Below are 23,740 nucleotides of genomic sequence, written 5' to 3'. Positions count from 1 at the left end.
TCGCACCCTTGACGTGACAACCATTGTTGACGGCTACTCCGGCGCGGAGGAGATGCTTGGTACTGGAGCCCGTCCGCCCCGGGCTGCACGCGTGACGGTCGACGAGAGGAGCACGGCGTGGCGGTCGAACTGGGACGGTACGGGGTCTGGCACGGGGCCCAGCACTACGGTCCCGAACTGGCGGCGGGCCTGGAGCAGGCGGGGTACGGGACGTTATGGCTCGGGAGCTCCCCGAAAGCGGACCTGCGCGACGCCGAGGTGTTGCTGGCCGCAACGGATTCGGTTGCTGTCGGCACCAGCATTGTGAACGTCTGGAAGTCGCCGGCGGCCGAGGTCGCGGCGTCGTACCACCGGTTGGAGGACGAGCAGCCGGGGCGGTTCCTGCTCGGGGTCGGCGTCGGCCACCGGGAGCACACCGCGACGTACGCGTCGCCGTACGAGGCGCTCGTGAACTACCTCGACGAGCTCGACGACGCCAAGGTGCCGGCCGAGCGACGTGCGCTGGCCGCGCTCGGGCCGAAGGTGCTGCAGCTGTCCGGGCGGCGGGCGGCGGGTGCGCTGCCGTACCTGACCACGCCGGACCACACCCGCGAGGCGCGGCGCGTGCTCGGTGGTGGTGTGCTGCTCGCGCCGGAGCAGATGATCGTGCTGGAGACCGATCCGGAAATCGCGCGGGCGACCGCGCGGGAGACGCTCGCGACGTACCTGCAGCTGAGCAACTACCTGGCGAACTTCCAGCGGCTCGGGTTCACCGACGACGACTTCGCCGACGGAGGCAGCGACCGGCTGGTAGACGCGCTGGTGCTGCACGGGTCGGCGGTGGACATCGCGGCCGGGCTGAAGGCACACCTGGACGCCGGCGCCGACCACGTGGCGATTCAGCAGCTGGGCAAGGAGGGGATCGATCTGCTGCCCGGGTACGAGGCGCTGGCGACAGTCCTAACCTAGGCGGAAGTCGGCGAAGTCGAAGCCGGGCGAGACCACGCAGGACACCAGCACCGGTTGGTCACCAGCGGGGCGTGCCGACTGCCACGCCCCGGCCGGGACGACCACCTGAGGCTGGTGTCCTGCCTGCACGTCCGGGCCGAGGGTCGCGGTCTCCTCGCCGTACTGCAGGGTCAGTGGGCCGCCGGAGTGCCACAGCCAGATCTCCGCCGACCGCACCTGGTGCGAGCGCGACTCCTCCCCCGGCGCCAGCAGGAAGTAGATCGCGGTAGCACTCGCGCGCTTTCCGTCGTACCCGTCCGGCTCGAACTCGACGTCCGACCGCCACGTCTCCCGGTACCACCCACCCTCCGGGTGCGGCTCGAGACCCAACAAGCTGGCCAGCTCCGGCTTTCGCATGAGCCCATCCTCCGGCACAGTGCAGGGCATGAACCAGCTGCCGTCCGACTACCACGCTCGTCTGCCGTACGGCGAGCGCATGTCCGTCGAACCACTGCTCGGCGAACCGTTCTTTCCCTTCGAAGGCGACGTGCAGGTGGTCCGCCTCGCAGACCCGGTACTGCCCGAGCCGCCGCGGCGGGGCGAAGCCGGTGGCCCGCCGTGCCTCACCTGCTCCGACCCGGACCGGTCCGTGATCTGGCGGGACCACCAGTGGCAGTTGAAGGCTTTAGGGCCTACCGGGCTGCCCTTCGTCGGTGTGCTGGAGCCGACCGAGCACTACCGGCTCGACAACATGCCGCCGGAACTCACCGCGACTCTGGGTGTGCTGATCCAGCGAGTCACCAACGCGATTCGCCGGCTCGACAGCGTGGGCCGGACCCACTTCAACCGGTGGGGCGACAGCAGTGAGCACTTCCACCTGTGGTTCCTGGCCCGTCCCCTCGGCATGATGCAGCTCCGCGGCGCCATGATCGCCGCCTGGGACGACCTGCTCCCGAAGGTCCCGGCCGAGGAGTTCGCGGCGAGCCGCCGGCTGGTCGCCGCCGCCCTCGCGGAGGGCGGCGGCGAGGTCCTACCGGACGCCCAGTGAGCGGGCGACCAGGATGTCGGTCTTGAGGGCGGGTGCGCCGTCCAGATTGTCCGGGTTGTCGGGGGTTACCACGGTGCCACCGGCTGCTACCCGGTCGAGCGTGGCGAGGCCGAGGCGGTCGACTGTGCCGAAGACGGTGTAGTCAGGGCGCAGGCGAGAGTCCGCGAAGACCAGGAAGAACTGCGAGCCGTTGGTGTTCGGGCCCGCGTTGGCCATCGCTACCGTGCCGCGGGCGTAGACCTTCCGGGTACCGGTGGAGTCGCCGGGCCAGTTCGGAAGGTCCGTGGGCAGCTCGTCCTTGTACTTGTAGCCCGGTCCGCCCTCACCGGTCCCGCTCGGGTCGCCGCACTGCAGGACCTTCAGCGTCGGGTAGAGCGTGAGCCGGTGGCACGTGGTGAAGTCGTAGAACCGGCTCTTGGCCAGGTGCAGGAAGCTCTGCACCGTGCACGGCGCCTTGGCCCGGTCGAGCGAGAGCAGCATCGGGCCCCGGTTGGTCGCGACGAGGACCTTCACGATCCCCTGGTCCGGCGTGTGCAGCGGGTCCGGCGGCAGCGACACGGGACGGACCGCCGGGTCGTCCGGCGTCGCCTCGTAGCCGCATGGGCCATTCGTTGTCGTCGGAAGCGCAGCGTCGGCGGGCGCAGTGGCCACCAGCAGGCTGGCCACCATCAGCGTCGCACCAGCGATCACACTCGGAACTCTCATCAGCAATCCCTCCCGTTCAGCCGGCTGCCACGGTGAACAGCCGAAGGTCGCGGTTCTGTGGCAGCGTGATGCTGACAGGCGTTCGGGTCAAGGTCACAGGCGCCGTGGCGAAGATGTGCGTCGTGACGTTGTCCCTGCCGCCACCCGACTCGTTCCGGTACGGCGTGGTCGCAACGATCACGTTGCCGTAGTGCAGCGTGTCCCCACCGCCGCCCAGCGTCCAGTCGCTGAAGGACAGGTCGATCGGTGACGTCGTGCCGTCCGCGTAGTTGAGCGTCGCGGTCGTCTGCTGGTTGCCGTTGACCGCACTGCCGACGAACGACAGCCTCGTCGTACCGGCTGGGAGGTCGAGGTTCAGCAGCTGACCGTCGGCGGGCACGTTGTCGGGGTCGCCCGCGGGGACATCCGGCCAGGTGAAGCTGAGTCCCTGGACGCTGCCGGTGCCACCAGGAGTTAGACCGGCCGCGGCCAGCGCTTGACGGGAGTAGCTGACGCCACCGCCGTCGTAGTCAGCTTCCGTGTGGTCGCCGTTGTCGTCGGAGATGCCCACGCCCTCACGTAGTACGAAGAACGAGTTCGGGAGGCCGACGACGACAGTGAAACCGACCTGCGGCAGCGCGGTGCCGTCAGCGGCCTTCATCGACACCGTGACTGGGTAGCGGCCGTCCGGCGTACCTGCTGCTGCGCTGATGGTCACTGCGGCGTTGCCGGTCTTGTCGACGTGGAACGTGCCGCTGGCCGGCGTGGCCGTGAGACCGGTCGGTGTCTTGACCGTGTAGGTCACGTCCTGCGCCGCACCGCTCAGCCGGTACGCCTGCAAAGCAATGGGTCCGCTGGTGGTGCCAGGAGCAACCACAACCCGGCTGGCGTCGGTGGCGGTCTGGAACGGGATCTCACCGGTCCGCCACGACGGCGGTGCGTCCTGTGGGGAGGCGCCCCATGCGGTGTTGGGCGTCGCACCCAGCTTGAAGTCCAGCGTGCCGCCCTGCTGCACGAACGACTCCGGCAGCCACGGCTTGGTCGTCGTACGACCATTCACCTTCAGCGACTGCACGTACGTCGCGTCCGCGCCCGGCGCGTTGATCCGGATCGTCTTGCCACCGTCCCGGTGGATCACCGCGCGCGGGAAGAGCGGTGCCGCGACCTGCAGCTCCGACCGGCTCGGTACGTCGGGGTACAGCCCGAGCGAGGTCCAGACGTACCAGGACGACATCGCACCGAGGTCGTCGTTGCCCGGAATCCCACCGGTGCTGGTGTTCCACAGCTGATTCATTGCCTGACGCAACGTTTCCTGCGTCTGGTACGGCTTGCCGGTGTAGTTGTAGATCCAGGGCGTGTTGATCGACGGCTCGTTGTCCATCTCCGCGTGCAGCTCGCTGGCTCCGGTCAGCGCCCAGGTGCCGTCCGGGTTCTTGAAGAACGCGTCCAGCCGCTGGTTCGCCGCGTCCGTACCGCCCAGCGCGTCGACCAGCCCGGCCCGGTTGTGCGGGACCATCCAGGTGTACTGCGCGCTGCTGCCCTCGGCGAACCCGTCGAACGTCGACGGCGTGAACGCCGGCCAGGCCCCGTTGTCGTCCCGGTTCTGGACGTAGCCGCCGTTCTGCGGGTTGAAGACGTTCTGCCAGTACTGCGACCGGTTCAGGAACTGCTGGTACGTCGTCCTGTCACCCGTCCGCTGGGCCAGCTGCGCCAGGGCGAAGTCGTCGGTCACGTCCTCGAGCGTCTCAACCGCACCGCCCCACGCGTTGGACTTGGTCGGTACGTAGTGCAGCGCGAGGTACTTGTCGAGCGACGGCCGCTCGCCGACCGTCATGACCGGCTTCCCGGCCGAGCTGAGGTCCTTGGCGGTCGGAACGGTCGCCGCCTTCACCAGCGACCTCAGTGCACCCCGTACGTCGAAGTTGGTGCCACCGAACGCGTAGATGCCGGCCACTGCGGGCGCGGACGGGTCGCCCGTCATCACCGAGGTACTGCCGGAGGCATGCGTCCAGCGGTCCCAGATGCCGCCGTTCTGCGCGGCCTGGTTGAACAGGGACTGCGCGATGTCGCCAGCGCGCTCTGGCTCGAGCAGGGTCAACAGCTGCAGCTGAGAGCGGTACACGTCCCAGCCGGAGAAGGTGGCGTACTGCGCCTGCTGTCCGCGCGACACGTAGTGCGGCTTCTGGTCGAAACCCCAGTACTGCTTGTTGACATCGCTGAACACGTTCGGGTGCAGCAGTGCGTGGTACATCGCGGTGTAGAAGGTGGTCCGCTGGTCCGTCGTACCGCCGGTGATCTCGGTGCGGTCCAGCTGCTTGCGCCAGGCCTGCTTGGCCTTCGCGGTCGTCACGGCGACCGACGTACCGCGGGGGTTCTCGGCGTGCAGGTTGGCGAGGGCGTTGGCGGTGCTGACGTAGGAGATGCCGATCCGCATCGTCACCTTGTCGCTGTCGAAGCCGACATACCCACCGGAGCCCTTGTTCGGCGGCATCCAGCCGTCGGTGCCGTACGTCGTACCGCCGCGAGCGGCCGTGCTGCCCGGCGTGACGGTGCTGTCGGTCCAGGTCCCCTGGTTCTTGAAGGGCTGGTCGAACTCGGCGACGAAGTGCAGCGTGTAGTAGCTGCGCTGCGCCACGCTGGCCAGGTAGCCGCAGAAGTTGCCGGCCGTCACCGAGCCGCTGACAGTTCGCTTGGCCGGGTCGATGCTGACCTCGGCGTCGCTGGAGCCGACCTCGGAGTTCGACGTACGGAACAGCAGGGTCTTGGCCTTGTCAGCCGGAAAGGTGAACGCCGCGGACCCGGTGCGGGTCGTGGCGGCGAGCTCAGCGGTCACACCGGAGTCCAGACCGACCTTGTAGTAGCCGGGCTTGGCTACCTCGTTGGTGTGGCTGAAGGTGCTCGCGTAGACAGCGTCCTTCGCGTCCGACTGCGGCGAGGTGGTCACCTCCCCGGCCAGCGGAAAGATCGGGATGTCCCCCGACCCGCCGGCGCAACCGGTACCGCTCATGTGCGTGAGACTGAACCCGCGGATCCGTGTCGCGCCGTACAGGTAGCCGCCGGGCGCGGCGGTCCGGTAGGCGTTCCCCCGGCTCGTCTCCGGGCTGAACGAGAACATCCCGAACGGAAGCACCGCGCCCGGGAACGTGTTGCCCGCATTGGAGGCGCCGATCAGCGGGTCGACGTGTTCGGTGGGGTCCAGCGAGCTCTCGGTGATCCGGCTGCTGCCCGCGAGCTCCGGCGCGCGCAGTCCGGCGACCGATGGATCAGGTGGTGTGGCCGTCGTCGGGTGGTCGCTGCCTCCCCCGAACGGTGACGGTGTCGGTGATGGTGTCGCCTGTGCGGTAGGTGCGGCGAGAGCGACGAGGGCAACGGCAAGGACAGCTGACAAACGCATGGGCGGCCAACCTTCGACGTAACTGGGCGGAGTGACATCGTTGTCAGCAACAAATAGCCCACTACGGACCGCACGTCAAGGACTACGGACGGTTCAGTGGTCCTTGGCCGGCCAGGGAGAGTCAGCGGCCCGGAGAACGTCGAAGCCCGGGCCGTTCAGAGCAGTCCAAGCGGCCAGCGAGCCCATCACCAGGATGGGGTTCTGGAGCTGGCCGGCCAGGACCGCACCGACGACATCGACCAGCGGAGCCCAGACCGTCTCCATGTCGGCCTCTTCGTGCTCCCGCTTGAACGCCTCGTCCGCGGGCGACAGGTCGCGGGCCAGGAAGATCCGGACAGCCTCGTTGGTGAGGCCGGGAGACGTGAAGGCGTCGACCAGGAGGCGCCAGTCGGCCGCCTTGGTCCCTGTCTCCTCCCACAGCTCCCGCTCGGCGCCCAGGCGGTACTGCTCCCCCTGGACGTCGAGCAACCCGGCCGGTGGCTCCAGCAACCGGTAGCCGACCGGGTGACGGTACTGGCGGACCAGCAGCATCCGGTTGTCCGAGTCCAAGGCCACTACCCCGACCGCACCGGGATGTACGACGACATCCCGGACGAACGAGTCCGCACCGGCCGGCGTGACCGTGTCACGTCGTACCGAGATCACCCGGCCGGTCTCGTGCACCACCTCGGAGGCGGAGACCGGCCAGTGCTCCGGCTTGTCGGCCAGTCCGCCACCGAAGCGCAGCTCGGGAAAGTCCTTCATCGAGCCTTGACCGTCGTCTTGGCAGCGGCTTTCTTGGCGACCGCGGGCTCGTCCACCGGCAGCCGGGACTCGCGCTGGCGGTCCAGTGCAGCCGCGACCAGGCCGGAGAACAGCGGGTGCGGCTTGGTCGGCCGCGACCGCAGCTCCGGGTGCGCCTGCGTGGCCACGAAGTACGGGTGCTGCGCCCGGTCGAGCTCGATGAACTCGACCAGCTCGTTGTCCGGCGACAGGCCGCTGAAGACCAGCCCTGCGGTCTCCAGCTTGTCGCGGTACGCGTTGTTGACCTCGTAGCGGTGCCGGTGCCGCTCCTGGACCGACGGAGCGCCGTACAGCTCACGGACGATCGAGCCGTCGGCCAGGTTGGCCGGGTACAGCCCGAGGCGCATCGTGCCGCCCATGTCCCCGGTGCCGGAGACGATGTGCTTCTGCTCCTCCATGGTCGCGATTACCGGCTGCTCGGCGTCCGGGTCGAACTCGCTGGAGTTCGCCTCGTCCAGCCCGGCCAGGTGCCGCGCCACCTCGATCACCATGCACTGCAGCCCCAGGCACAGGCCGAGGATCGGGATGCCCTGCTCGCGGGCGTACCGGATCGCGCCGATCTTGCCCTCGATTCCCCGGACGCCGAAGCCGCCCGGGATGCAGATCGCGTCCACGTCGCCGAGCAGCCGCGCCGCGGCCTCCGGGGTGGCGCACTCGTCGGAGGCGATCCAGCGCAGGTTCACCCGCGCGTCGTTGTCGAAGCCGCCGGCCCGCAGCGCCTCCGCGACCGACAGGTACGCGTCTGGCAGGTCGATGTACTTGCCGACCAGCGCGACCGTGACGTCGTCCTTCGGGTGGTGCACGACCCGCAGCAGCTCGTCCCAGCGCGTCCAGTCGACGTCCCGGAACGGCAGGTTCAGGCGGCGGACGACGTACGCGTCCAGGCCCTCGGCGTGCAGCACCTTGGGGATGTCGTAGATCGACGGCGCGTCCGGCGCGGCCACCACGGCCTCCTGGTCGACGTCGCACATCAGCGAGATCTTCCGCTTCACGCCGTCCGGGATCGGCCGGTCGGAGCGGCAGACCACCGCGTCCGGGGCGATACCGATCGACCGCAGCGCGGCGACCGAGTGCTGGGTCGGCTTGGTCTTCAGCTCGCCGCTCGGGGCGAGGTACGGGACCAGCGAGATGTGCAGGAAGAAGACGTTGTCGCGGCCGACGTCGTGCCGGACCTGGCGAGCGGCCTCGAGGAACGGCAGCGACTCGATGTCACCGACCGTCCCGCCGATCTCGTGCAGCACCACGTCGACGTCCGGACCGGCCATCGCCAGCATCCGTTCCTTGATCTCGTTGGTGATGTGCGGGATCACCTGGACGGTGTCGCCGAGGTACTCACCCCGCCGCTCCTTGGCGATGACGCTGGAGTACACCTGTCCGGTGGTCACGTTCGCCACCTGGGAGAGGTTCCGGTCGAGGAACCGCTCGTAGTGCCCGATGTCCAGATCGGTCTCGGCGCCGTCGTTGGTGACGAACACCTCGCCGTGCTGGAAGGGGTTCATCGTGCCGGGGTCCACGTTGAGATACGGGTCCAGCTTCTGCATGGTCACCCGGATGCCCCGTGCGGTCAGCAGACTGCCGAGACTCGAGGCGGTCAGCCCCTTACCGAGACTCGACGCTACGCCCCCCGTGACGAATACGTGTTTGGTCCGCTGAGAAATAGAAGCCCTGTCCACGGGCCTCCAGCCTACCGCTTGTCAAGCACCGGTCGCGACGAGACCCGCGTAAAGGTCGAGGAGATTCTTTGCCACTGCGTCCTCGTCCAGCCATCTGGCGGCCAACTCCCGGCCCCGCGTCCGCATAGCGTTCGCCGTCTCGGGCTCCGACAGCACGGTCCGGACCCCGTCGGCCAGCCCGTCCGCATCGCCGGGAAACGCCAGTACCGCGGCGTCGCCGACCAGCTCGGGGATGCCGCCGACCGCCGTCGCGACGACCGGTACGCCGACCTGCATCGCCTCCTGGACCACCAGCGCCCGGGCCTCCCAGTGCGATGTGAGCAGGAACACATCCGCCGCACCCAGGAGGTCCGCGATATCGGTCCGGTGGCCCAACAGCCGGACCGGTAGCTTCTCGGCGTCGATCCGGGCCTGCAGGTTGTCCCGCAGCGGTCCGTCACCGGCCACTACGAAAACAGCATGCGGTGTGGACTCGTGCACCCGAGCGGCTACGGACAGCAGCGTCGGGTAGTCCTTCTGCGGTGCGAGCCGGCCCACGGTCAGTACGACGGGTTGGTTCGTCAGCCCGAGCTCACGACGTACGTCGGCTGGCGGCGTGTGGCCCTGAGGCATCGTCGGCGCCGCTACTGGGGACAGCTGGGCGTTGCGGGCACCGAGACTCTTGGCCAGCTCGACCAGGTCGGTGGAGGCGCCCAGCGTGAGGTCGGCGCCTCTGGCAACCAGCCGCTGCCCCATGCGCATCACAAGACCGCGTGGACCGGGCGTGATCATCGCGTTGTGCCAGGTGACGACCAGGGGCCGCAGGCGCGACCGGTCGCGCAGTGCGGTCATGCCGGCGCGGTAGCCGTGGGCATGGATCACGTCGCACCCCCGCAGACCGGCGGCCTGAGCAACGACTGTGGCGGGCGCGAAGTCGAAGTGCTCGGCGGTGCCGGGCGGTGCAGACACGACCACCTCGTGGCCGGCACTCACGAACCGCGGCACGAGCGACGCGACGTGCTGCCCAATGCCACCACGCGCTTCCGCGAGCAGCAGGCCGATCCTCATCACTTCTCCCGACGTATCAGTGCGCGAGCGTCCGCGCGATCCAAGCCAAGCACGACCACGGCGTACACCACGACAACCGCCACACCGGACAGGACAGCGAACCCGACCGCTTTGCCAGGGCCCGCGTCACCAGCCGGTACGGAGACCGCCCAGCCGACCGCTCCGGCCAGTACAGCGCCCGTCAGCCCGGCAAGCGTCGCACGGGCGAATCCGGCGAGCGCACCGCCCCCTGCCTCCTGTCGCAGGACCACGAGCAGCGCTACCGCGCCGACGACCATGCCAACCGACATCGCCGCGGCCAGCGCGGGTACCGCGCCCCACTGCGTTGTCAACACGACTCCAGCCACGGCAACCAGTACCCATGCCGCAGACGTAACCACAGCGACGGACCGACCAGAGTGCCGCGCGTACAGCACCCGGCCGACGTGCATGAGTACGGCGAAGCCGATGGCAGCAGGTGCGAAGAGCACGAGCGCGTCCGCGAGGGCGGAGGCTCTGGCGTTCTGTACGGCGCCGTCGTCGTACGCGAAGATGCGGGCGACCGGTACCGCCGTACCCACGAGCAGGGCGGCTCCGGCGCCACCGGCGAGCATCACGGCGCGGGTGGACGACGCCGCGTACCGGTCGAAGCCCTCCCCCGCCTCGAAGGCCGCGGCGAGCCGCGGGAAGACCGCAGTGGTGATCGGCACGGCCAGAACGGCGTACGGCAACAGGTAGACCGCGTTGGCCCACGTGTAGACGGCGATGCTGCCGGCAACGCCACGGTGGTTGGCCAGGTACGTCGTGACCACGAAGGTCAGCTGTTGCGCGATCAGTACGGCCAGGCCGGCGAGTGCAAGCCTGCGGAGCACCGGACCGGCGCCGGGGTCCAGCCGCAGCGTTGGCTTGATCGGCAACCGCAGCACGAGCATCGGGACCAAAGCAGTCAACGCCAGCGCAGCCACACCTGCCGTAGTACCCCAGGCCAACAGATCAGTCGCGCCACGGGACGCGGCGTCGGCGTTGGGAGCAAGGGCCGCGAACCAGAAGTAGGTGGCGACGACAACGACGCTCGAGATCAGCGGCGCGAGCGCGCCGGCCGCGAAGCGCTTGTGGGACTGAAGAACCGCGGTCGCGACCACTGCGACGGCGTACCCGAAGACCTGCGGGACGAAGATCGCCAGCATGCGCGTCGCTGTCGCCGCCGAACTGCCGCAGTCGGCGCCCGGGTCGAGCATCGCGTCCGTGTACCGGCCGGCCAGAACCCAGGCCAGCAAGGCGACCGGCGCCAGCAGCACGAACGACCAGGACAGCAACGCGCCGACGATCCGGCCCTGCGCGGCTCGGTCGCCCCGCGCCACCGGACCGGCGAGCACCGGGATCACGGCACCGGCCAGCGCGCCGCCGGCAACGACCTCGAAGAGGATGTTGGGCAGCTGGTTGGCCGTCGTGTACGCCTCGGCCAGACAGCCCGCACCAACCGTCTTCGAGAAGACCAGCCAGCGCCCGAACCCGACCACCCGCGCCAGAACAGTGACGGCCGCGACAATCAGTGCGGCGCGGGCGACCCGACTCACCTGGGCCGTCGGCCCCACTGGTCGATCTTGTCGAGGAACGGGGTGCCGGCGATCACCTTGGTGAAGCTGACCTTCTCGCTGGCCACGTTGAGCGCGACGACCGCGGCGAGCACGAGCGTCTTGAGCGGACGCGGGAGGGATGCGGCGAGCGCCGTACCGGCCATCGCGCCGAGGCCGTTCGCGCCGCAGTCACCGAGCATCGAGCGCTCGCCGAGATCCGACGGCGCGGAGGCGGCGGCCGCACCCACTACTGCGGCGGCCGGGCCGCTCACGACAGCGAGCGGGGCACTCAGAGCAGCGACGCCCTTGAGCGCGCGGCCCGGACGCAGGTCGAGCAGGTTGGTGAGGTTCGCCGTACCCGCGATCAAGGCGCCGTCGGCAACGATCCCGGCGATCGCCTTCGCGCCGCCCGACTTGCGCGGCAGCAGCGCGGCCGCGGTCAGACCGGCCACGCCGACCCCGAGGATCTTGATCGCGCCGCTGGTCACCTCACCGCGCTTCAAGGCGCTCAGGTGACCCCGGAAACCCTTGGCCTGCGTGGTTCCGCGCAGGTCGTCGTACGCACCGACCGCGCCCGAGATCGAGCCGGCCACCAGGGCCGCAGCCTTCACCTTGCCGGACGAACGCGACGCGGCGACGCCGGCCAGCGCACCGAGCACGGCCACCGGGCCCTCGAGCAGCGTGACTGCCTCACCACGGTGGTTCGTCCGCTCGAACGGCTCCCGGTTCTCCTTCGGCAGCTTCTCCGCGGCTCGCTCGAGCGCGGCGGTAGCGGCTGCCGCAACGGCAGCACCAAGTAGTCCCACGTCAGTTGTCCTTCGTCTGTACGGCCGACGGCGCGACGCCGTTCTTCGCGTTGACCGCGCCGTACTGCCCCGCCTTGCCGCTCGCCTGCTCGACCAGCGCGAAGACCACCGTCATCTGCCCGGAGGGGAGGTCCGCAACGTCCACCGAGGAAACGATCTTGGTGGCCTCGGAGTCACTCCGCAAGTCCTTGAGCAGACCGCGGTCGCCCGCGCTGTCCGGCGTACCGGCGACGACCACGCCGGCGCTGCCCTGGTCGAGGCCGCCGATGAAGTCGATCGCGTCGCTGAACGTCCCGTTGTCGGTCGACGTCGTCGGCGGGTCGGCAGCCACCACGACGATCAGGCTGGCCCGCTCCTTGAGCTGCGACGGCTTGAGCGACAGCAGCTTCGCGCCGGTCAGGCCACTGATCATCTTGGTCGAGTCGGCGTCGGCGCTCTTGCCCTCTTCCTTGGCCGCGATCCCGCGCGCCAGGACGAGTCCGGCCCGCTGGTACGTCGTGGTGTTGGTGAAGTTCAGGTCCGGGGTGACCAGCTGGTTGGACAGCGTCTCGACCAGCTGGCGCTGACCGGAGTCGAACAGCTTGGCGTCCAGCGCGACCTTGGTCGTGATGACGCCGCCGGCCTTCTCCAGCTCGTCCTGGATGCTGTTGGTCAGGTCGTTGTTCGCACCCGGCATGGTCACGATCGCGATCTTCCGGCCAGTCAGCTTGCCGTCGGTCAGGCCGGCGGTCACCTTGGCGACGTAGTCGTCGCGGTACTTGTCCAGCGCCTTCACCTGGACCAGCTCGTCGCGCGCGTCCTGGAGCTGCTGCCGGTCCTTCTCGGCCTGGCTCGCGACGATCTCGCTGCCGGTGCCCTTCAACGGGCCGGCGCCGAGCACCACACCGGCACCCAGGGCGAAGAAGATCGCCACGATCGAGACGATGTGGTAGCGAAAGTCGATCACGTGAACAGCTCCCGGATCCAGTAGACGAAGTCTCCCCAGCGCGCCCGCAGGATCGACCAGAGCACATCGTCGGCGCCGATGGCGACCATCGCCATCGCGAGTGCGAACAACCCGGCCACGGCCAGCGCGACCACCTGAAGCGTCGACACCCGGCTGCGGTACAAGCGGCCGACGCCCTTGGCGTCGACCAGCTTGGCACCGACGCGCAACCGGGTGATGAAGGTGCTCGCCATCCCGGAGCGGCCCTTGTCCAGGAACTCCACCAACGAGTTGTGGGTGCCGACCGCAACGATCAGCGAGGCGCCCTTCGAGTCGGCCAGCAGCATCGCAACGTCCTCGCTGGTGCCGGTGGCCGGGAACTCGATCGAGTCGACGCCGAGCCGCTCGAGGCGTTCGGAGCCGGGGGCGCGGCCGTCGCGGTACGCGTGCACGACCACCTCGGCGCCGCTCTTCAGCGTGTCGTCCTTCACCGAGTCCATGTCGCCGACGATCAGGTCCGGGACGTACCCGTTCTCGACCAGGGCGTCCGCGCCGCCGTCGACCCCGATCAGGACCGGCCGGTACTCGCGAATGTACGGCCGCAGCGCGACCAGGTCCTCGCGGTAGTCGTACCCGCGGACCACGATCAGGACGTGCTTGCCCTCCATCGGCGTGTGGATCGTCGGTACGCCGACGCCGTCGAGCAGCAGGTCGCGCTCGCGCCGCAGGTACTCGAGCGTGTTGGCGGTGAACGCCTCCAGCTGGGTCGACAGCCCGGACCGGGCCTCGTCCATCAGCTCTGCGACGCTCTGGCTGTCCTGGCTGATGCCCTTCGCGACGACCTCGTCACCGCGGTACAGGGAGGACTCGTTCAGCCGGACCCGCTCGCCCTCGTGCAGGACCGAGAACACCTCGCGGCCGACGCCGTCGACCAGCGGGATGCCGGCCTCGACCAGGATCTCCGGACCGAGGTTCGGGTACCGGCCGCTGATCGAGTCGGCCACGTTGACGACCGCGGCGACCTTGCAGTCGACCAGCGCCTCGGCGCTCACCCGGTCCAGGTCGACGTGGTCGATGACCGCGATCTCTCCCGGCTTGAGCCGTTTGGTGAGATTCTTGGTACGGCGATCCAGCCGGACCACTCCGGTGATGCCGGGCAGTTCAGTCGGACGTGCTCTCCGCAGGCTGGGCAGTTTCATCGCGCTCTCATCCTGCCATGTCAAGAGCCCCTTCCTGGCTCATTTACCCAGCCAGGCCCGCGTTCACGCACTGAATTAACGGTGACTGTCCGTCAATTCATCCTTTCGAACGACCCTTCTTGCGGGGTTTGTGCCGTTCGGCCGCGAGGGCGAGGAGTTCTTCGGCGTGGGCCTGGGCGGCGTCGGAGTGTTCCAGGCCGGCCATCATCCGGGAGAGTTCCTTGAGGCGGGCGTCGTCGTCCAGAGCTACCAGGCCGCTGGTGGTGACCGATCCGTCGTCGCTCTTGAGGACAACGGCGTGACGGTCGGCGAAGGCGGCTACCTGCGGTAGGTGGGTGACCACGATCACCTGGGCCTTCTCGGCCAGGCGGGCCAGGCGTTTGCCGACCTCGACCGCGGCGCGGCCACCGATGCCGGCGTCGATTTCGTCGAAGACCAGCGTCGGCACCGGGTGCGTGTCGGACAGGATCACCTCGAGCGCCAGCATCACTCGTGAGAGCTCACCACCGGACGCAGCCTTCTGCAGCGGGCGTGACGGGCTCCCTGGGTTCGCCGCGAAGCAGAACTCGATCTCGTCGATGCCGAACGGGCCACGGGCGGTTTCGTGCACCTCTACCGACAGCGACGCGTGCGGCATCGCCAGGCCGGCCAGCTCTTCGGATACCGCAACGCCAAGCCGCTGTGCCGCCTCGACTCGCGCTTCGCGAATCTGTCCGGCCAGGTCGCCGAGCCGCGCGTCCAGCTCAGACAGCTCTGCGGTCAGGAGCTCCACGCGCTCGTCGCTGCCGTCCAGCTCAGCCAGCCGGGCCGCGGAGCGCTTGGTCCACTCCAGCACCTCGTCGACAGTCCCCTGCTCGTCTCCGTACTTACGAACGAGCCCGTTGAGCAGCGACCGCCGCTCGCTGACCACGGCCAGACGCGCCGGGTCCGTGTCGACGTCAGCGGCGTACGACGAGAGCTCGCCGGCCAAGTCAGCCGCCAGGTAGCCCAGCTCGCCGGCCCGGTCCGCGAGCTCAGCCAGCTTGGCGTCGTGTTCGCGTTCGCCGTCGAGCACCTGCTTTGCCAGCGCGAGCAGGCCGAGCACGTCGCTCGGCCGCGTCGCGTCGAGGTCCTCCGCCGCCAGGGCGCCCGCTGCCGTCGTCGCCGCAGTACGCAGACCGTCGGCGTACGCGAGGCGCTCCTCCTCGGCCGCCAGCTCGGTGTCCTCACCTGGCAGCGGCTCTGCCTTCGCCACCTCGTCCAGACCGAAGCGCAGCAAGTCCGCCTCGGCCAGGCGGTCGCGCTGGCGTGTGGTGAGTTCGGTCAGCTCGGCTTCGATCTCGCGGTGCCGCTTGTAGGCAGCGGAGTACTCCTGCAGCGGCACCTGGACCCGCTTGCCGGCAAAGGTGTCAAGCGTCTCACGCTGACGCGCAGGTTGCAGCAACCGCCACTGATCCGCCTGCCCATGGATCGCGACCAGGTCGCCGGACACCTCGCCCAGCACCGACACCGGCACGGAGGCGCCACCGAGGAACGCCCGCGACCGGCCCTCCGACGAGAGCTCGCGCGCGATCAGCAGCTCCTCGTCGTCCAGCTCGCCGCCGCGCTCCTCGGCCTCCCGCACGATCGACTTCGGTACGTCGGTCGCCCGGCCCTCGACCCGCGCCCGCCGTACGCCGTGCCGCACCAGACCGCTGTCCGCGCGGCCGCCGAGCAGCATGTTCACGCCGGTCACGACCATGGTCTTACCGGCCCCGGTCTCGCCGGTCACAGCCGTGAACCCGGGATCGAGGTCCAGCGTCGCGTCCTCGATCACACCCAGTCCGGTGATGCGGATCTCTGACAGCATTAGCGTCCGTTTCCGTTGCGTTTGCGCTCGGCGGCGCCGCGCCAGCCGAGCACCGGCAGGTCGAACTTCGCCACCAGCCGGTCGGTGAACGGCGCCTCGTGGGCCCGGGCCAGCCGGACCGGCGTCGCACCCCGCCGTACCTGGATCTCGGCACCGGGCGGCACCTCGACCATCCGCCGCCCGTCGCACCACAGCACGCCGCGACCGTGCCAGGACGGGATCAGCTCGATCGACAGCCGCGACGTCGGCGCGACCACGATCGGCCGGGAGAAAAGCGCGTGTGCGCTCAGCGGGACCATCAGGATCGCCTCGACCTCCGGCCAGACGATCGGACCACCGGCCGAGAACGCGTACGCCGTACTCCCGGTCGGCGTGGCGACCACGACCCCGTCGCAGCCCCAGCGGGACAGCGGGCGGTCGTCCACCTCGACCAAGACCTCGAGCATCCGCTCGCGGGCGGCCTTCTCGACACTTGCCTCGTTCAGCGCCCAGGTCTCGAAGATCAGCTCGTCGTCGAGCCGGACGTCGACGGCCAGCGTCATCCGCTCCTCGACCGTGTAGCTGCGGTCGACCACGACCTGGACGATCCGCTCCAGGTCGTCGACCTCGGCCTCGGCCAGGAAGCCGACGTGGCCCAGGTTCACCCCCAGCACCGGCGTCCCGTGCGGGCGGGCCAGCTCGGCACCGCGCAGGATCGACCCGTCGCCGCCGAGCACGATGATCAGCTCGACGTCCAGCGCCGCCTTCTCCGGATCGTCGATGACCTCGACGGGATCGAGCTTGAGCGCCTCCGCCTCCTCGGTGAGCAGGCGGACCTGCATCCCGGCGTCGGTGAGCAGCCGGTGCGCATCGCGCGCCACCTCGACAGCCTGCTCCCGGCCGGTGTGCGTCACCAGCAGCACGCGCCGCAGCTCGTGCTCAGCCACCCTGCCCTCCCACGTCGCTGTGGACCGCTCTGTCACTGGGGACCGCTTTCGATGGCGGTCAGGAGCATCGTCTCATCGAGGGGCGGCGCTTCCCGGCGTATCCACAGGAAGTATTCGACATTTCCTGACGGACCAGGCAACGGACTGGCCGCGACGCCTTGGATTCCCCAGCCGAGCTCGTGCGCCTTGGCGGCCACTTGGCGGACGGCGTCCGCCCGGAGCTCGGGCTCGCGGACCACCCCGCCCTTGCCCAGCCGCTCCTTGCCGACCTCGAACTGCGGCTTCACCATCAGCACCAGCTCGCCTTCGGGCTTGACGACACCGGTCAGCGCGGGCAGCACGATCGTCAGCGAGATGAAGCTCAGGTCGCTGACCACGAGATCAACCGGTTCACCACCGATGTCGTCGAGGGTCAGCGTGCGAACGTTGGTCCGGTCCATCACGGTCACCCGGTCGTCGGTCTGCAGCGCCCAGACGAGCTGGCCGTACCCGACGTCGACGGCGATCACGTGCGCGGCGTCGTTGCGCAGCAGTACGTCGGTGAACCCGCCCGTCGACGCACCCGCATCCAGGGCTCGCCGGCCTTTGACCTCGACCTGTGGAAACGCCTCGAGCGCACCGATCAGCTTGTGCGCGCCGCGGCTCGCATAACCGGGGTCGTCGTGGTCGGACGTGTCGACGACGATCGGCGCGTCCGCGCCGACCCCAGTCGCGGCCTTGGTCGCCACCGCACCGGACACCTTCACCTTGCCGGCGGCGATCAGGTCGCTCGCGTGCTCACGCGACCTGGCGAGGCCGCGTCGTACCAGCTCGGCGTCGAGCCGCGAACGCTTGACTCCCTTGGCCACTCAGCTCCGGTCGCCCTGTTCGGCGTCCGCCTCCACCAACGCGCTCTGCAGCCGCTCGTGCAGGTCGGCGTACACCTCGGCGTGCTCACCCACCGGCCGGTCCCGCAGCTCGTCGAGCCGCGACATCGTCTCCTCCGCCAACGGATGCCCACCCTCGTCCGACCCGCCCTCGTACTCCGGGTCCTCGACGGGCTGGCTCTCGTACTCCGGGCTCTCGATCGGCCGGCTCTCGTCGTCCGGGTCCTCGGCGGACTCGGCCTCGAAGGAGTGCTCGTGCTCCTGCCCCGGCTCCCGGGCGAACTCCGGGCCGAACTCCACCTCCGCCGGATCCACGTGCTCCTGCTGCTGCGAACCGGGCTCGGTGTCGTAGTCCGGTTCGTCCTGCGTCTCCTCGTACTCCCCCGGCTGGAAACCCGGCTCGACGTCGGGATCCACGTCCGGTGGGAACTGCTCGCCAGGGTGCTCGGTCACGGTCAGGCCTTCTTCGCCGTCTTCTTGGCCGCTGCCTTCTTCGCCGCGGCCTTCTTGGCCGGCGCCTTCTTCGCGACCTTCTTGGCAACAGCCTTCTTGGCCGGGGCCTTCTTCGCCGGCGCTGCCGGCAACGGCTCGGACCAGTCGTCGTCCACGTCGCTGACAGCAGCGGCGGCCGGTTCTGCCACGTGAGTGCGGGCGTCAGCGAGCTCGGTCTCGAGCAGCTTCACCCGGCGCGCCAGCGCCGCGACCTCCTCGGCCCGGACGAACCCGAGCCGCGCGACGGCGCCCTCGACCTCGTTCGTCACGATCGCCTGCAGCAGCTGGCGGTTGCTCTTGCTGGTGGCAACGATCTCGTCGGCCAGGTCGGTGACCCGGTTGGTCATCTTGTCCGCGCCGGTCTGCTGCAGCAGTGCCTTCGCTGCCGCCTGCGCCTTCTGCTTGGTGACCTCGGTCAACCCGTTCGCCAGTTGTACGTAGCCGCGCAGTGCGTCCATCACCATGACTGCCTCCTCGCTTCGTCCCAGCAACGGTATCGCCTCGATCCGGAGATACCAGCCAGGCGTGCCTACTTGTCGAGGCCGACCCGGTGCAACGCCGCGTCCAAGGCGATCGAATCCGCGCTCGGGGCGGGCTTCGGGCGCGGACGACGGGTGCGGCCGACGCTCTTCGCGGCCTTGGGCTGGTCGGTGGGGGTGTCGACGGCGGCCCAGACCGCGGACAGGATCGCGCGGAGACCGTCGTACGGCGCTCCCTCGCCCTTGACCGCGACGGCGTTGTTGACCACCTCGGCGGTCCACCCGGCAGACGTGTGCTTGGCGCCGTCGACCGTCACGCCAGGCTGCTTCTCGGCCAGCGCGCTCAGATCGGCGGCGATGTACGTCGGCCGCTGATTCTTCGGCGCCCGCGCCAGGTCGTACGCGTCGTGTACGCCGGTCGCCACCCAGAGGCTCGCGATGCCGACCGCGTTCGCACCCTGGATGTCCGAGTCGAGCCGGTCGCCGATCATCAACGGGCGCTTGGCTTCCAGCCGCTCGATGCTCGTCTCCAGCAACGGCGGCTCGGGCTTCCCGGCCACGACCGGATCCACGTCGACGGCAGCGCGAATCGCCTGTACGAGCGTCCCGTTGCCGGGCGCCTTACCCGCGGCGGTCGGGATCGTCAGGTCCAGGTTGGTCGCGAACCACTTGGCGCCCTCGTGGATCGCGTGTGCGCCGTCGGCGAGCATCACCCAGTTCACGTCGGGGTGGAAGCCCTGTACGACGGCCACCGGATTCGCGTCGCTGCTCCGGACCGGGGTCAGCCCGTACTCCTCGAGCGCGACGTACAACCCCTCGCCACCGACGACCAGAACCGGAGACCCCTTGGGGAACTCGCTCGCGACCAGCTTGGCCGCCGCCTGGGCGGAGGTGACCACGTCGTCGGCGAGCACGTCGAGCCCGAACGAGGCGAGGTGCTCGGCGACGATCCGCGCCGGCCGGCTCGCGTTGTTGGTGATGTAGCCGATTCGCATCCCTTGCTTGGCCGCGGCGCGCAGGTTCTCGGGCGCGTCCGGGACCGGGTCGGGTCCGACGTACACCACGCCGTCGAGGTCGAGCAGCGCGACGTCGTACCGACTGGCGAGGGTTTCGTCACACTCCGACAAAGGCGCGGGTGCCTCACGTTCCGTGTTCATCCGTCCGATCGTACGATGCCGCTCATGCCGGATACGGAGGGGAGTGTGCTGAGGCTGGAGCCGCTACGCGCGTGGCGGTTCGTGGCGCGCATGGTGAGCGCACTCGGCGCCGTCACGTCACCGCCGTACGACGTCCTCGAACCAGCCCTCGTCCGGCGGCTGACCGACCGCGATCTGCACAACATGGTGCGGCTCACGGTGCCCCGCGACCCGGAGCTCGGACCGGACCGGTACAACCGGGCTGCGGAGCGACTGTCCCGGTGGCAGCGCGACGGTGTGGTGGTGCAGGACCAGCGGCCGGCGCTGTACGTCTACGAGCAGCGGCTGGGCGACGCCGTACTCTGCGGGCTGGTCGGGGCGCTCCGGCTGGACCCGGCACGGCACGTGGTGCTGCCACACGAGGACGTCATGCCGCACTGGGTCGACGACCGGCTCCGGCTGATGGAGGCGACAGACGCGGACCTGGAGCCGATCCTGCTCGCGTACGGCGACGGCGGGGTGGCCAGCGATGCGGTGGACGCGGCGCGGTCCGGGCAGCCGTGGCTGGAGGCTGAGACGGACAGGGGTGCCGAGCACCGGATCTGGCGGATCGAGGCGCCGGAGCAGCTCGCAGAGATCGCGGCTGAGCTCGCACGGCACGAGGCGTTGATCGCTGATGGCCACCACCGGTATGCGGCGTACCTGGAGCGGCAGCTGCGGGAGCCATACCGGCGGAGCGCTGAGGTGGGGCTCGCGATGCTGGTCGACTACGACCGGCATCCGTTGACGCTGGACCCGATCCACCGGGTGGTACCTGGGCTGGACCTGACAGTTGTGCGGTCGCGGACGCCGGCGGGGTGGGAGGTGCTGCCTGGGCGGTTGGAGGATCTCGACGGGCGGATTTCGGTCACCGACGGTTCGGACTGGTTGACGCTGCGGTCCGGCAAGGACACTCCGACGGTCACACAGCTCCATGAGGTGCTGCTGCCCGCGTGGGGTGTGGTGGAGGACGACCTCACCTTCCACCACACCCTGTCCGACGCACTGGCGCTGGCTGGGCCTCAGCAGGCCGCTGTGGAGCTCACGGCGCCACAGCTGGACCAGGTACTGCGCTCAGCCGCCCAGGGCGTGGTGCTACCCCAGAAGGCCACGTCCTTCGGCCCCAAACCCCGCGTAGGCCTACTTTTCCGAACCCTCTGACCCCACAACACCCGCATCATCACCGTCGTCAGCCTCGTCGGTCGCATCGTCCGCATCGACTTCATCAGTCGCGTCGATGTCGACGTCGTCCGTCTGGTCGGCGTCATCCTCGTCGCCGAGATCCGCGTCGTCTCCGGCCGAGTCGGCGTCTGCCACCTCGACCTCGTCCGCGAAGTCCTCGTCCACCTCGTCGGACTCGTCCTCGTCGACCTCGTCCGCGATGTCGTCCGCGACCTCGTCAGCGATGTCGTCCGCGACCTCGTCAGCGATGTCGTCGTCTACGTCGTCGGACTCGTCCTCCTCCGACTCGTCTTCATCGGACTCGGCGATGTCCTCGGCGTACTCCTCTTCGAAGTACTCCTCGTCCTCGACCGTGTCGTCCTCGTCGAGGTCGGTGAACTCCAGGCCCTCGAGTGCGGCGGCCCGCTCAGCGGCTCCCGTCGTACCGTCGCCGTCAGCACCCGCCGCACGGTGGAACCAGATCAGCGCATCGTCCTTACGACCAGCGGCCTCGAGCGCATCGGCGTACGCGTAGCGCAGCCGCGGCAACCAGTCAGCGCGCGTACGCTTCGTCAGCTCCGGAACCTCGAGCGTCTGGATCGCCGCAGCAACCTGTCCCATGTCGCGCCGCGCACCAGCCGCCACGATCAGCAGCTCCATCTGCGTCGCCTCGGACAGCGCGTTGACGTGCTTGTCCTTGGTCAGCGCAAGCGCCTTGTCCGGCCGGCCGAGCGCACGCTCGCAGTCAGCCATCATCGCGATGACCTCGTGATTGCCCGTCATCCGCCGCACCGCACGGAACTCGGTGAGCGCCTCGTCGAAGTGCTCAGCCAGGTACGCCGTGATCGCAACCGCCTCCCGCACTCCCCCAAGCCGCGCCGCCAGCCGCCGCGCGGTCCGCGCGTGCTGGTACGCCAGCTCCGGGTCGTCGTCCAGGAACCGTCCCGATGCCACCAAGTGCTGCGCGACCAGGTCGGCGAGCGTCCGCGGCAACGACCGCAGCTCCGCCTTCACCGACCGATCAAGCTCAGCCCCGGTAATCCCTTCCGGGATCTTCGGGTCATCCCGCCGCGGCCCAGCCTTCTCCTCACGCCGGTCGTCCCGACGATCATCCCGCCGGTCATCTCGACGATCGTCCCGCCGGAACCCACCCCGCGCCCCAGCCCCACGCTCATCCCGACCCCCACCGCCACGCGCATCACGAGGTCCACTGCTACCACGCGCATCCCGCGCCCCACCGCCGCGACGCTCGTCCCGAGCCCCCGCCCCACGCCGCTCATCCCGAGCCCCAAACCCACGCGCGCCCGCGCCGCGCTCATCCCGCGAACCAACCCCACGCGACCCGGAACTGCGCTCATCCCGCGACCCAAACCCGCGCGACCCACTGCCGCGCTCATCTCGCGATCCAAACCCGCGCGACCCGGAGCTGCGCTCATCCCGAGTCCCAGGCCCACGCCGGTCCTCACGGTCCCCGGACCCACGACGCTCATCACGCCCAGCCCCAAACCGCCCACCAGCCGTCCCACCGGCCCGAGGCGCCCCAGCCCCACCACGCTCATCCCGCCGGAACCCACCGCGATCGCCCTGCCCACCCCGGCCGTCACCACGGTCATCCCGCCGGTAACCACCACGGTCATCACGCTGACCACCACGACTGTCACCACGGTCATCCCGCCGGAACCCACCGCGATCGTCCCGCTGACCACCACGGTCCTCGCGCTGACCGCCACGGCTGTCACCACGATCGTCACGCCGGTAGCCACTGCGATCGTCCCGCTGACCACCGCGGCTATCGCCACGGTCGTCACGCCTGTAACCGCCGCGGTCGTCCCGCTGTCCACCACGACTGTCACCACGGTCATCCCGCTGGTAACCGCCGCGGTCGTCCCGCTGTCCACCACGGCTATCACCGCGATCGTCCCGACGGAACCCACCGCGGTCATCACGCTGTCCACCACGGCTGTCGCCGCGATCGTCGCGACGGTAACCGCCGCGGTCGTCGCGCTGGGGGTTTCGGTTGTCGCCGGCGTCGCGGCGGTAGCCGCTGCGGTCGTCTCGTCCGCTGCGGTCGTCGCGCCGGTAGCCGCCGCCCTGGCGGTCGTCACGTCCACCGCGGTCGTCGGACAACTGACCGCCGAACGGATCCCGCTCGGACTTGTTGTCCCCGCGCGACCCGGCGAACCCACGCCTGTTCTCGCTCGAGCCCTGGTCCCGGTTCTGGTACGAAGACCCACCGGCAGAACGCCGGCCGGCAAACCCACCCGGGCGGCTCCCACCGCTCCCCGAGCTCGAGCCACCGCGACCAGACGAACCACCACGACCGGCAGAACCGCCACCGCCGGACGAGCCACCGCGGTTGGGCGCACCACCGCGGCTGGAGTTGAAGCCGGAGCGACCACCCGAGTTGGAGCGTCCACCACCAGTACCGCCGGAACGGCCGGCGCCTCCGGAGGAACCACGACGGTCCCCAGAACCGGAGCGAGGATTGCGAGGTGGCGTAGCCACGGGTGGACTCCTAACGATGCGGAACAGCTGTAATCGGACAAACCTACCGCCACCCACAACGTTCCACCCCATCGAGGGCTTCCCACAGGTGGCAGCTCATCGGCCGGCGGACGCGCGACCCACGGACAAGCATGGACAAACACAGACCAATCCGGGACAAGAATCTTGCCCGGACAAATGTTAAGGGCCACCCCGGATGGGGTGGCCCTTAACAGTGTGAATGTCCGGCGGCGTCCTACTCTCCCACGACCTCCCGGTCGCAGTAC

At 69.5% G+C, this 23,740-nt stretch carries 21 protein-coding genes; 3 read left to right on the top strand and 18 right to left on the bottom strand.

Annotated features, from left to right (window positions below):
• The first annotated feature begins 117 nt into the window (after positions 1-117).
• Positions 118-948 carry an LLM class F420-dependent oxidoreductase gene (locus tag AB0E69_RS26965; RefSeq protein ID WP_360151727.1) on the top strand — a complete coding sequence of 277 codons (831 nt, stop codon included), beginning with the start codon at positions 118-120 and terminating at the stop codon, positions 946-948.
• On the opposite strand, the gene AB0E69_RS26960 is transcribed toward AB0E69_RS26965, so the two are convergent.
• A complete protein-coding gene (locus tag AB0E69_RS26960) occupies positions 940-1,344 on the bottom strand; it encodes a cupin domain-containing protein (RefSeq protein ID WP_360151724.1) in 405 nt (134 codons plus the stop codon). The genes AB0E69_RS26965 and AB0E69_RS26960 overlap by 9 nt on opposite strands.
• Before the next feature lie 28 nt (positions 1,345-1,372).
• Between AB0E69_RS26960 and AB0E69_RS26955 the strand changes: the two genes are divergently transcribed.
• Positions 1,373-1,975 (top strand): hypothetical protein, encoded by a 603-nt coding sequence (locus AB0E69_RS26955; protein WP_360151721.1) that lies wholly within the window; start codon positions 1,373-1,375, stop codon positions 1,973-1,975.
• On the opposite strand, the gene AB0E69_RS26950 is transcribed toward AB0E69_RS26955, so the two are convergent.
• The 15 genes from AB0E69_RS26950 to AB0E69_RS26880 all read right to left on the bottom strand — a co-directional run bounded on the left by AB0E69_RS26950 (position 1,958) and on the right by AB0E69_RS26880 (position 19,790).
• On the bottom strand, positions 1,958-2,680 hold the full coding sequence (locus AB0E69_RS26950) for a peptidylprolyl isomerase (protein WP_360151718.1): 723 nt from the start codon (positions 2,678-2,680) through the stop codon (positions 1,958-1,960). The genes AB0E69_RS26955 and AB0E69_RS26950 overlap by 18 nt on opposite strands.
• Before the next feature lie 16 nt (positions 2,681-2,696).
• Positions 2,697-6,053 carry a GH92 family glycosyl hydrolase gene (locus tag AB0E69_RS26945; protein ID WP_360151715.1) on the bottom strand — a complete coding sequence of 1,119 codons (3,357 nt, stop codon included), beginning with the start codon at positions 6,051-6,053 and terminating at the stop codon, positions 2,697-2,699.
• A 93-nt stretch (positions 6,054-6,146) separates the two neighbouring features.
• A complete protein-coding gene (locus AB0E69_RS26940; protein WP_360151712.1) occupies positions 6,147-6,797 on the bottom strand; it encodes an NUDIX hydrolase in 651 nt (216 codons plus the stop codon).
• The gene (locus tag AB0E69_RS26935) at positions 6,794-8,509 is read right to left on the bottom strand and encodes a CTP synthase (protein WP_360151709.1); all 1,716 of its coding nucleotides are present in this window, start codon (positions 8,507-8,509) and stop codon (positions 6,794-6,796) included. Before AB0E69_RS26935 ends, AB0E69_RS26940 begins: the two co-directional genes overlap by 4 nt.
• Positions 8,510-8,530: 21 nt before the next feature.
• Positions 8,531-9,556, bottom strand: a complete 1,026-nt coding sequence (locus AB0E69_RS26930; protein WP_360151706.1) for a glycosyltransferase family 4 protein — start codon at positions 9,554-9,556, stop codon at positions 8,531-8,533.
• Positions 9,556-11,130 (bottom strand): lipid II flippase MurJ, encoded by a 1,575-nt coding sequence (locus AB0E69_RS26925; RefSeq protein WP_360151703.1) that lies wholly within the window; start codon positions 11,128-11,130, stop codon positions 9,556-9,558. Before AB0E69_RS26925 ends, AB0E69_RS26930 begins: the two co-directional genes overlap by 1 nt.
• Positions 11,109-11,918: a hypothetical protein gene (locus AB0E69_RS26920; RefSeq protein WP_360151700.1), complete on the bottom strand. Its 810-nt coding sequence runs from the start codon at positions 11,916-11,918 to the stop codon at positions 11,109-11,111. Before AB0E69_RS26920 ends, AB0E69_RS26925 begins: the two co-directional genes overlap by 22 nt.
• Before the next feature lies 1 nt (position 11,919).
• Positions 11,920-12,864 carry a copper transporter gene (locus AB0E69_RS26915; RefSeq protein WP_360151697.1) on the bottom strand — a complete coding sequence of 315 codons (945 nt, stop codon included), beginning with the start codon at positions 12,862-12,864 and terminating at the stop codon, positions 11,920-11,922.
• A complete protein-coding gene (gene steA / locus AB0E69_RS26910; RefSeq protein WP_360151694.1) occupies positions 12,861-14,042 on the bottom strand; it encodes a putative cytokinetic ring protein SteA in 1,182 nt (393 codons plus the stop codon). Before steA ends, AB0E69_RS26915 begins: the two co-directional genes overlap by 4 nt.
• 97 nt (positions 14,043-14,139) lie before the next feature.
• Positions 14,140-15,870, bottom strand: a complete 1,731-nt coding sequence (recN, locus tag AB0E69_RS26905; RefSeq protein WP_360151691.1) for a DNA repair protein RecN — start codon at positions 15,868-15,870, stop codon at positions 14,140-14,142.
• Complete coding sequence (locus AB0E69_RS26900; protein WP_360151688.1) at positions 15,870-16,796, bottom strand: NAD kinase; 927 nt, start codon at positions 16,794-16,796, stop codon at positions 15,870-15,872. The genes recN and AB0E69_RS26900 overlap by 1 nt, the downstream gene beginning before the upstream one ends.
• A gap of 32 nt (positions 16,797-16,828) precedes the next feature.
• A complete protein-coding gene (locus AB0E69_RS26895) occupies positions 16,829-17,644 on the bottom strand; it encodes a TlyA family RNA methyltransferase (RefSeq protein WP_360151685.1) in 816 nt (271 codons plus the stop codon).
• Positions 17,645-18,115 carry a hypothetical protein gene (locus AB0E69_RS26890; protein ID WP_360151682.1) on the bottom strand — a complete coding sequence of 157 codons (471 nt, stop codon included), beginning with the start codon at positions 18,113-18,115 and terminating at the stop codon, positions 17,645-17,647.
• Positions 18,116-18,117: 2 nt separating this feature from the next.
• Positions 18,118-18,618: a polyhydroxyalkanoate synthesis protein PhaF gene (locus AB0E69_RS26885; protein ID WP_360151679.1), complete on the bottom strand. Its 501-nt coding sequence runs from the start codon at positions 18,616-18,618 to the stop codon at positions 18,118-18,120.
• Between the two features lie 65 nt (positions 18,619-18,683).
• On the bottom strand, positions 18,684-19,790 hold the full coding sequence (locus AB0E69_RS26880; RefSeq protein WP_360151676.1) for an HAD-IIA family hydrolase: 1,107 nt from the start codon (positions 19,788-19,790) through the stop codon (positions 18,684-18,686).
• 24 nt (positions 19,791-19,814) lie between these two features.
• Between AB0E69_RS26880 and AB0E69_RS26875 the strand changes: the two genes are divergently transcribed.
• Positions 19,815-20,969, top strand: coding sequence for a DUF1015 domain-containing protein (locus AB0E69_RS26875; RefSeq protein ID WP_360151673.1), 1,155 nt, complete (start codon positions 19,815-19,817; stop codon positions 20,967-20,969).
• Here the strand turns inward: AB0E69_RS26875 and AB0E69_RS26870 are convergent.
• A complete protein-coding gene (locus AB0E69_RS26870; RefSeq protein WP_360151670.1) occupies positions 20,949-21,983 on the bottom strand; it encodes a hypothetical protein in 1,035 nt (344 codons plus the stop codon). The two genes, AB0E69_RS26875 and AB0E69_RS26870, sit on opposite strands and share 21 nt — an antisense overlap.
• Entirely contained in the window at positions 21,980-23,074 is a 1,095-nt protein-coding gene (locus AB0E69_RS26865; RefSeq protein ID WP_360151667.1) for a hypothetical protein, read from the bottom strand. Before AB0E69_RS26865 ends, AB0E69_RS26870 begins: the two co-directional genes overlap by 4 nt.
• Positions 23,075-23,740 lie beyond the last annotated feature (666 nt).

The sequence above is a fragment of the Kribbella sp. NPDC026611 genome (genome assembly GCF_040638345.1).
GTDB lineage: Bacteria > Actinomycetota > Actinomycetes > Propionibacteriales > Kribbellaceae > Kribbella.
This window is presented reverse-complemented; position numbering and strand designations above follow the sequence as displayed.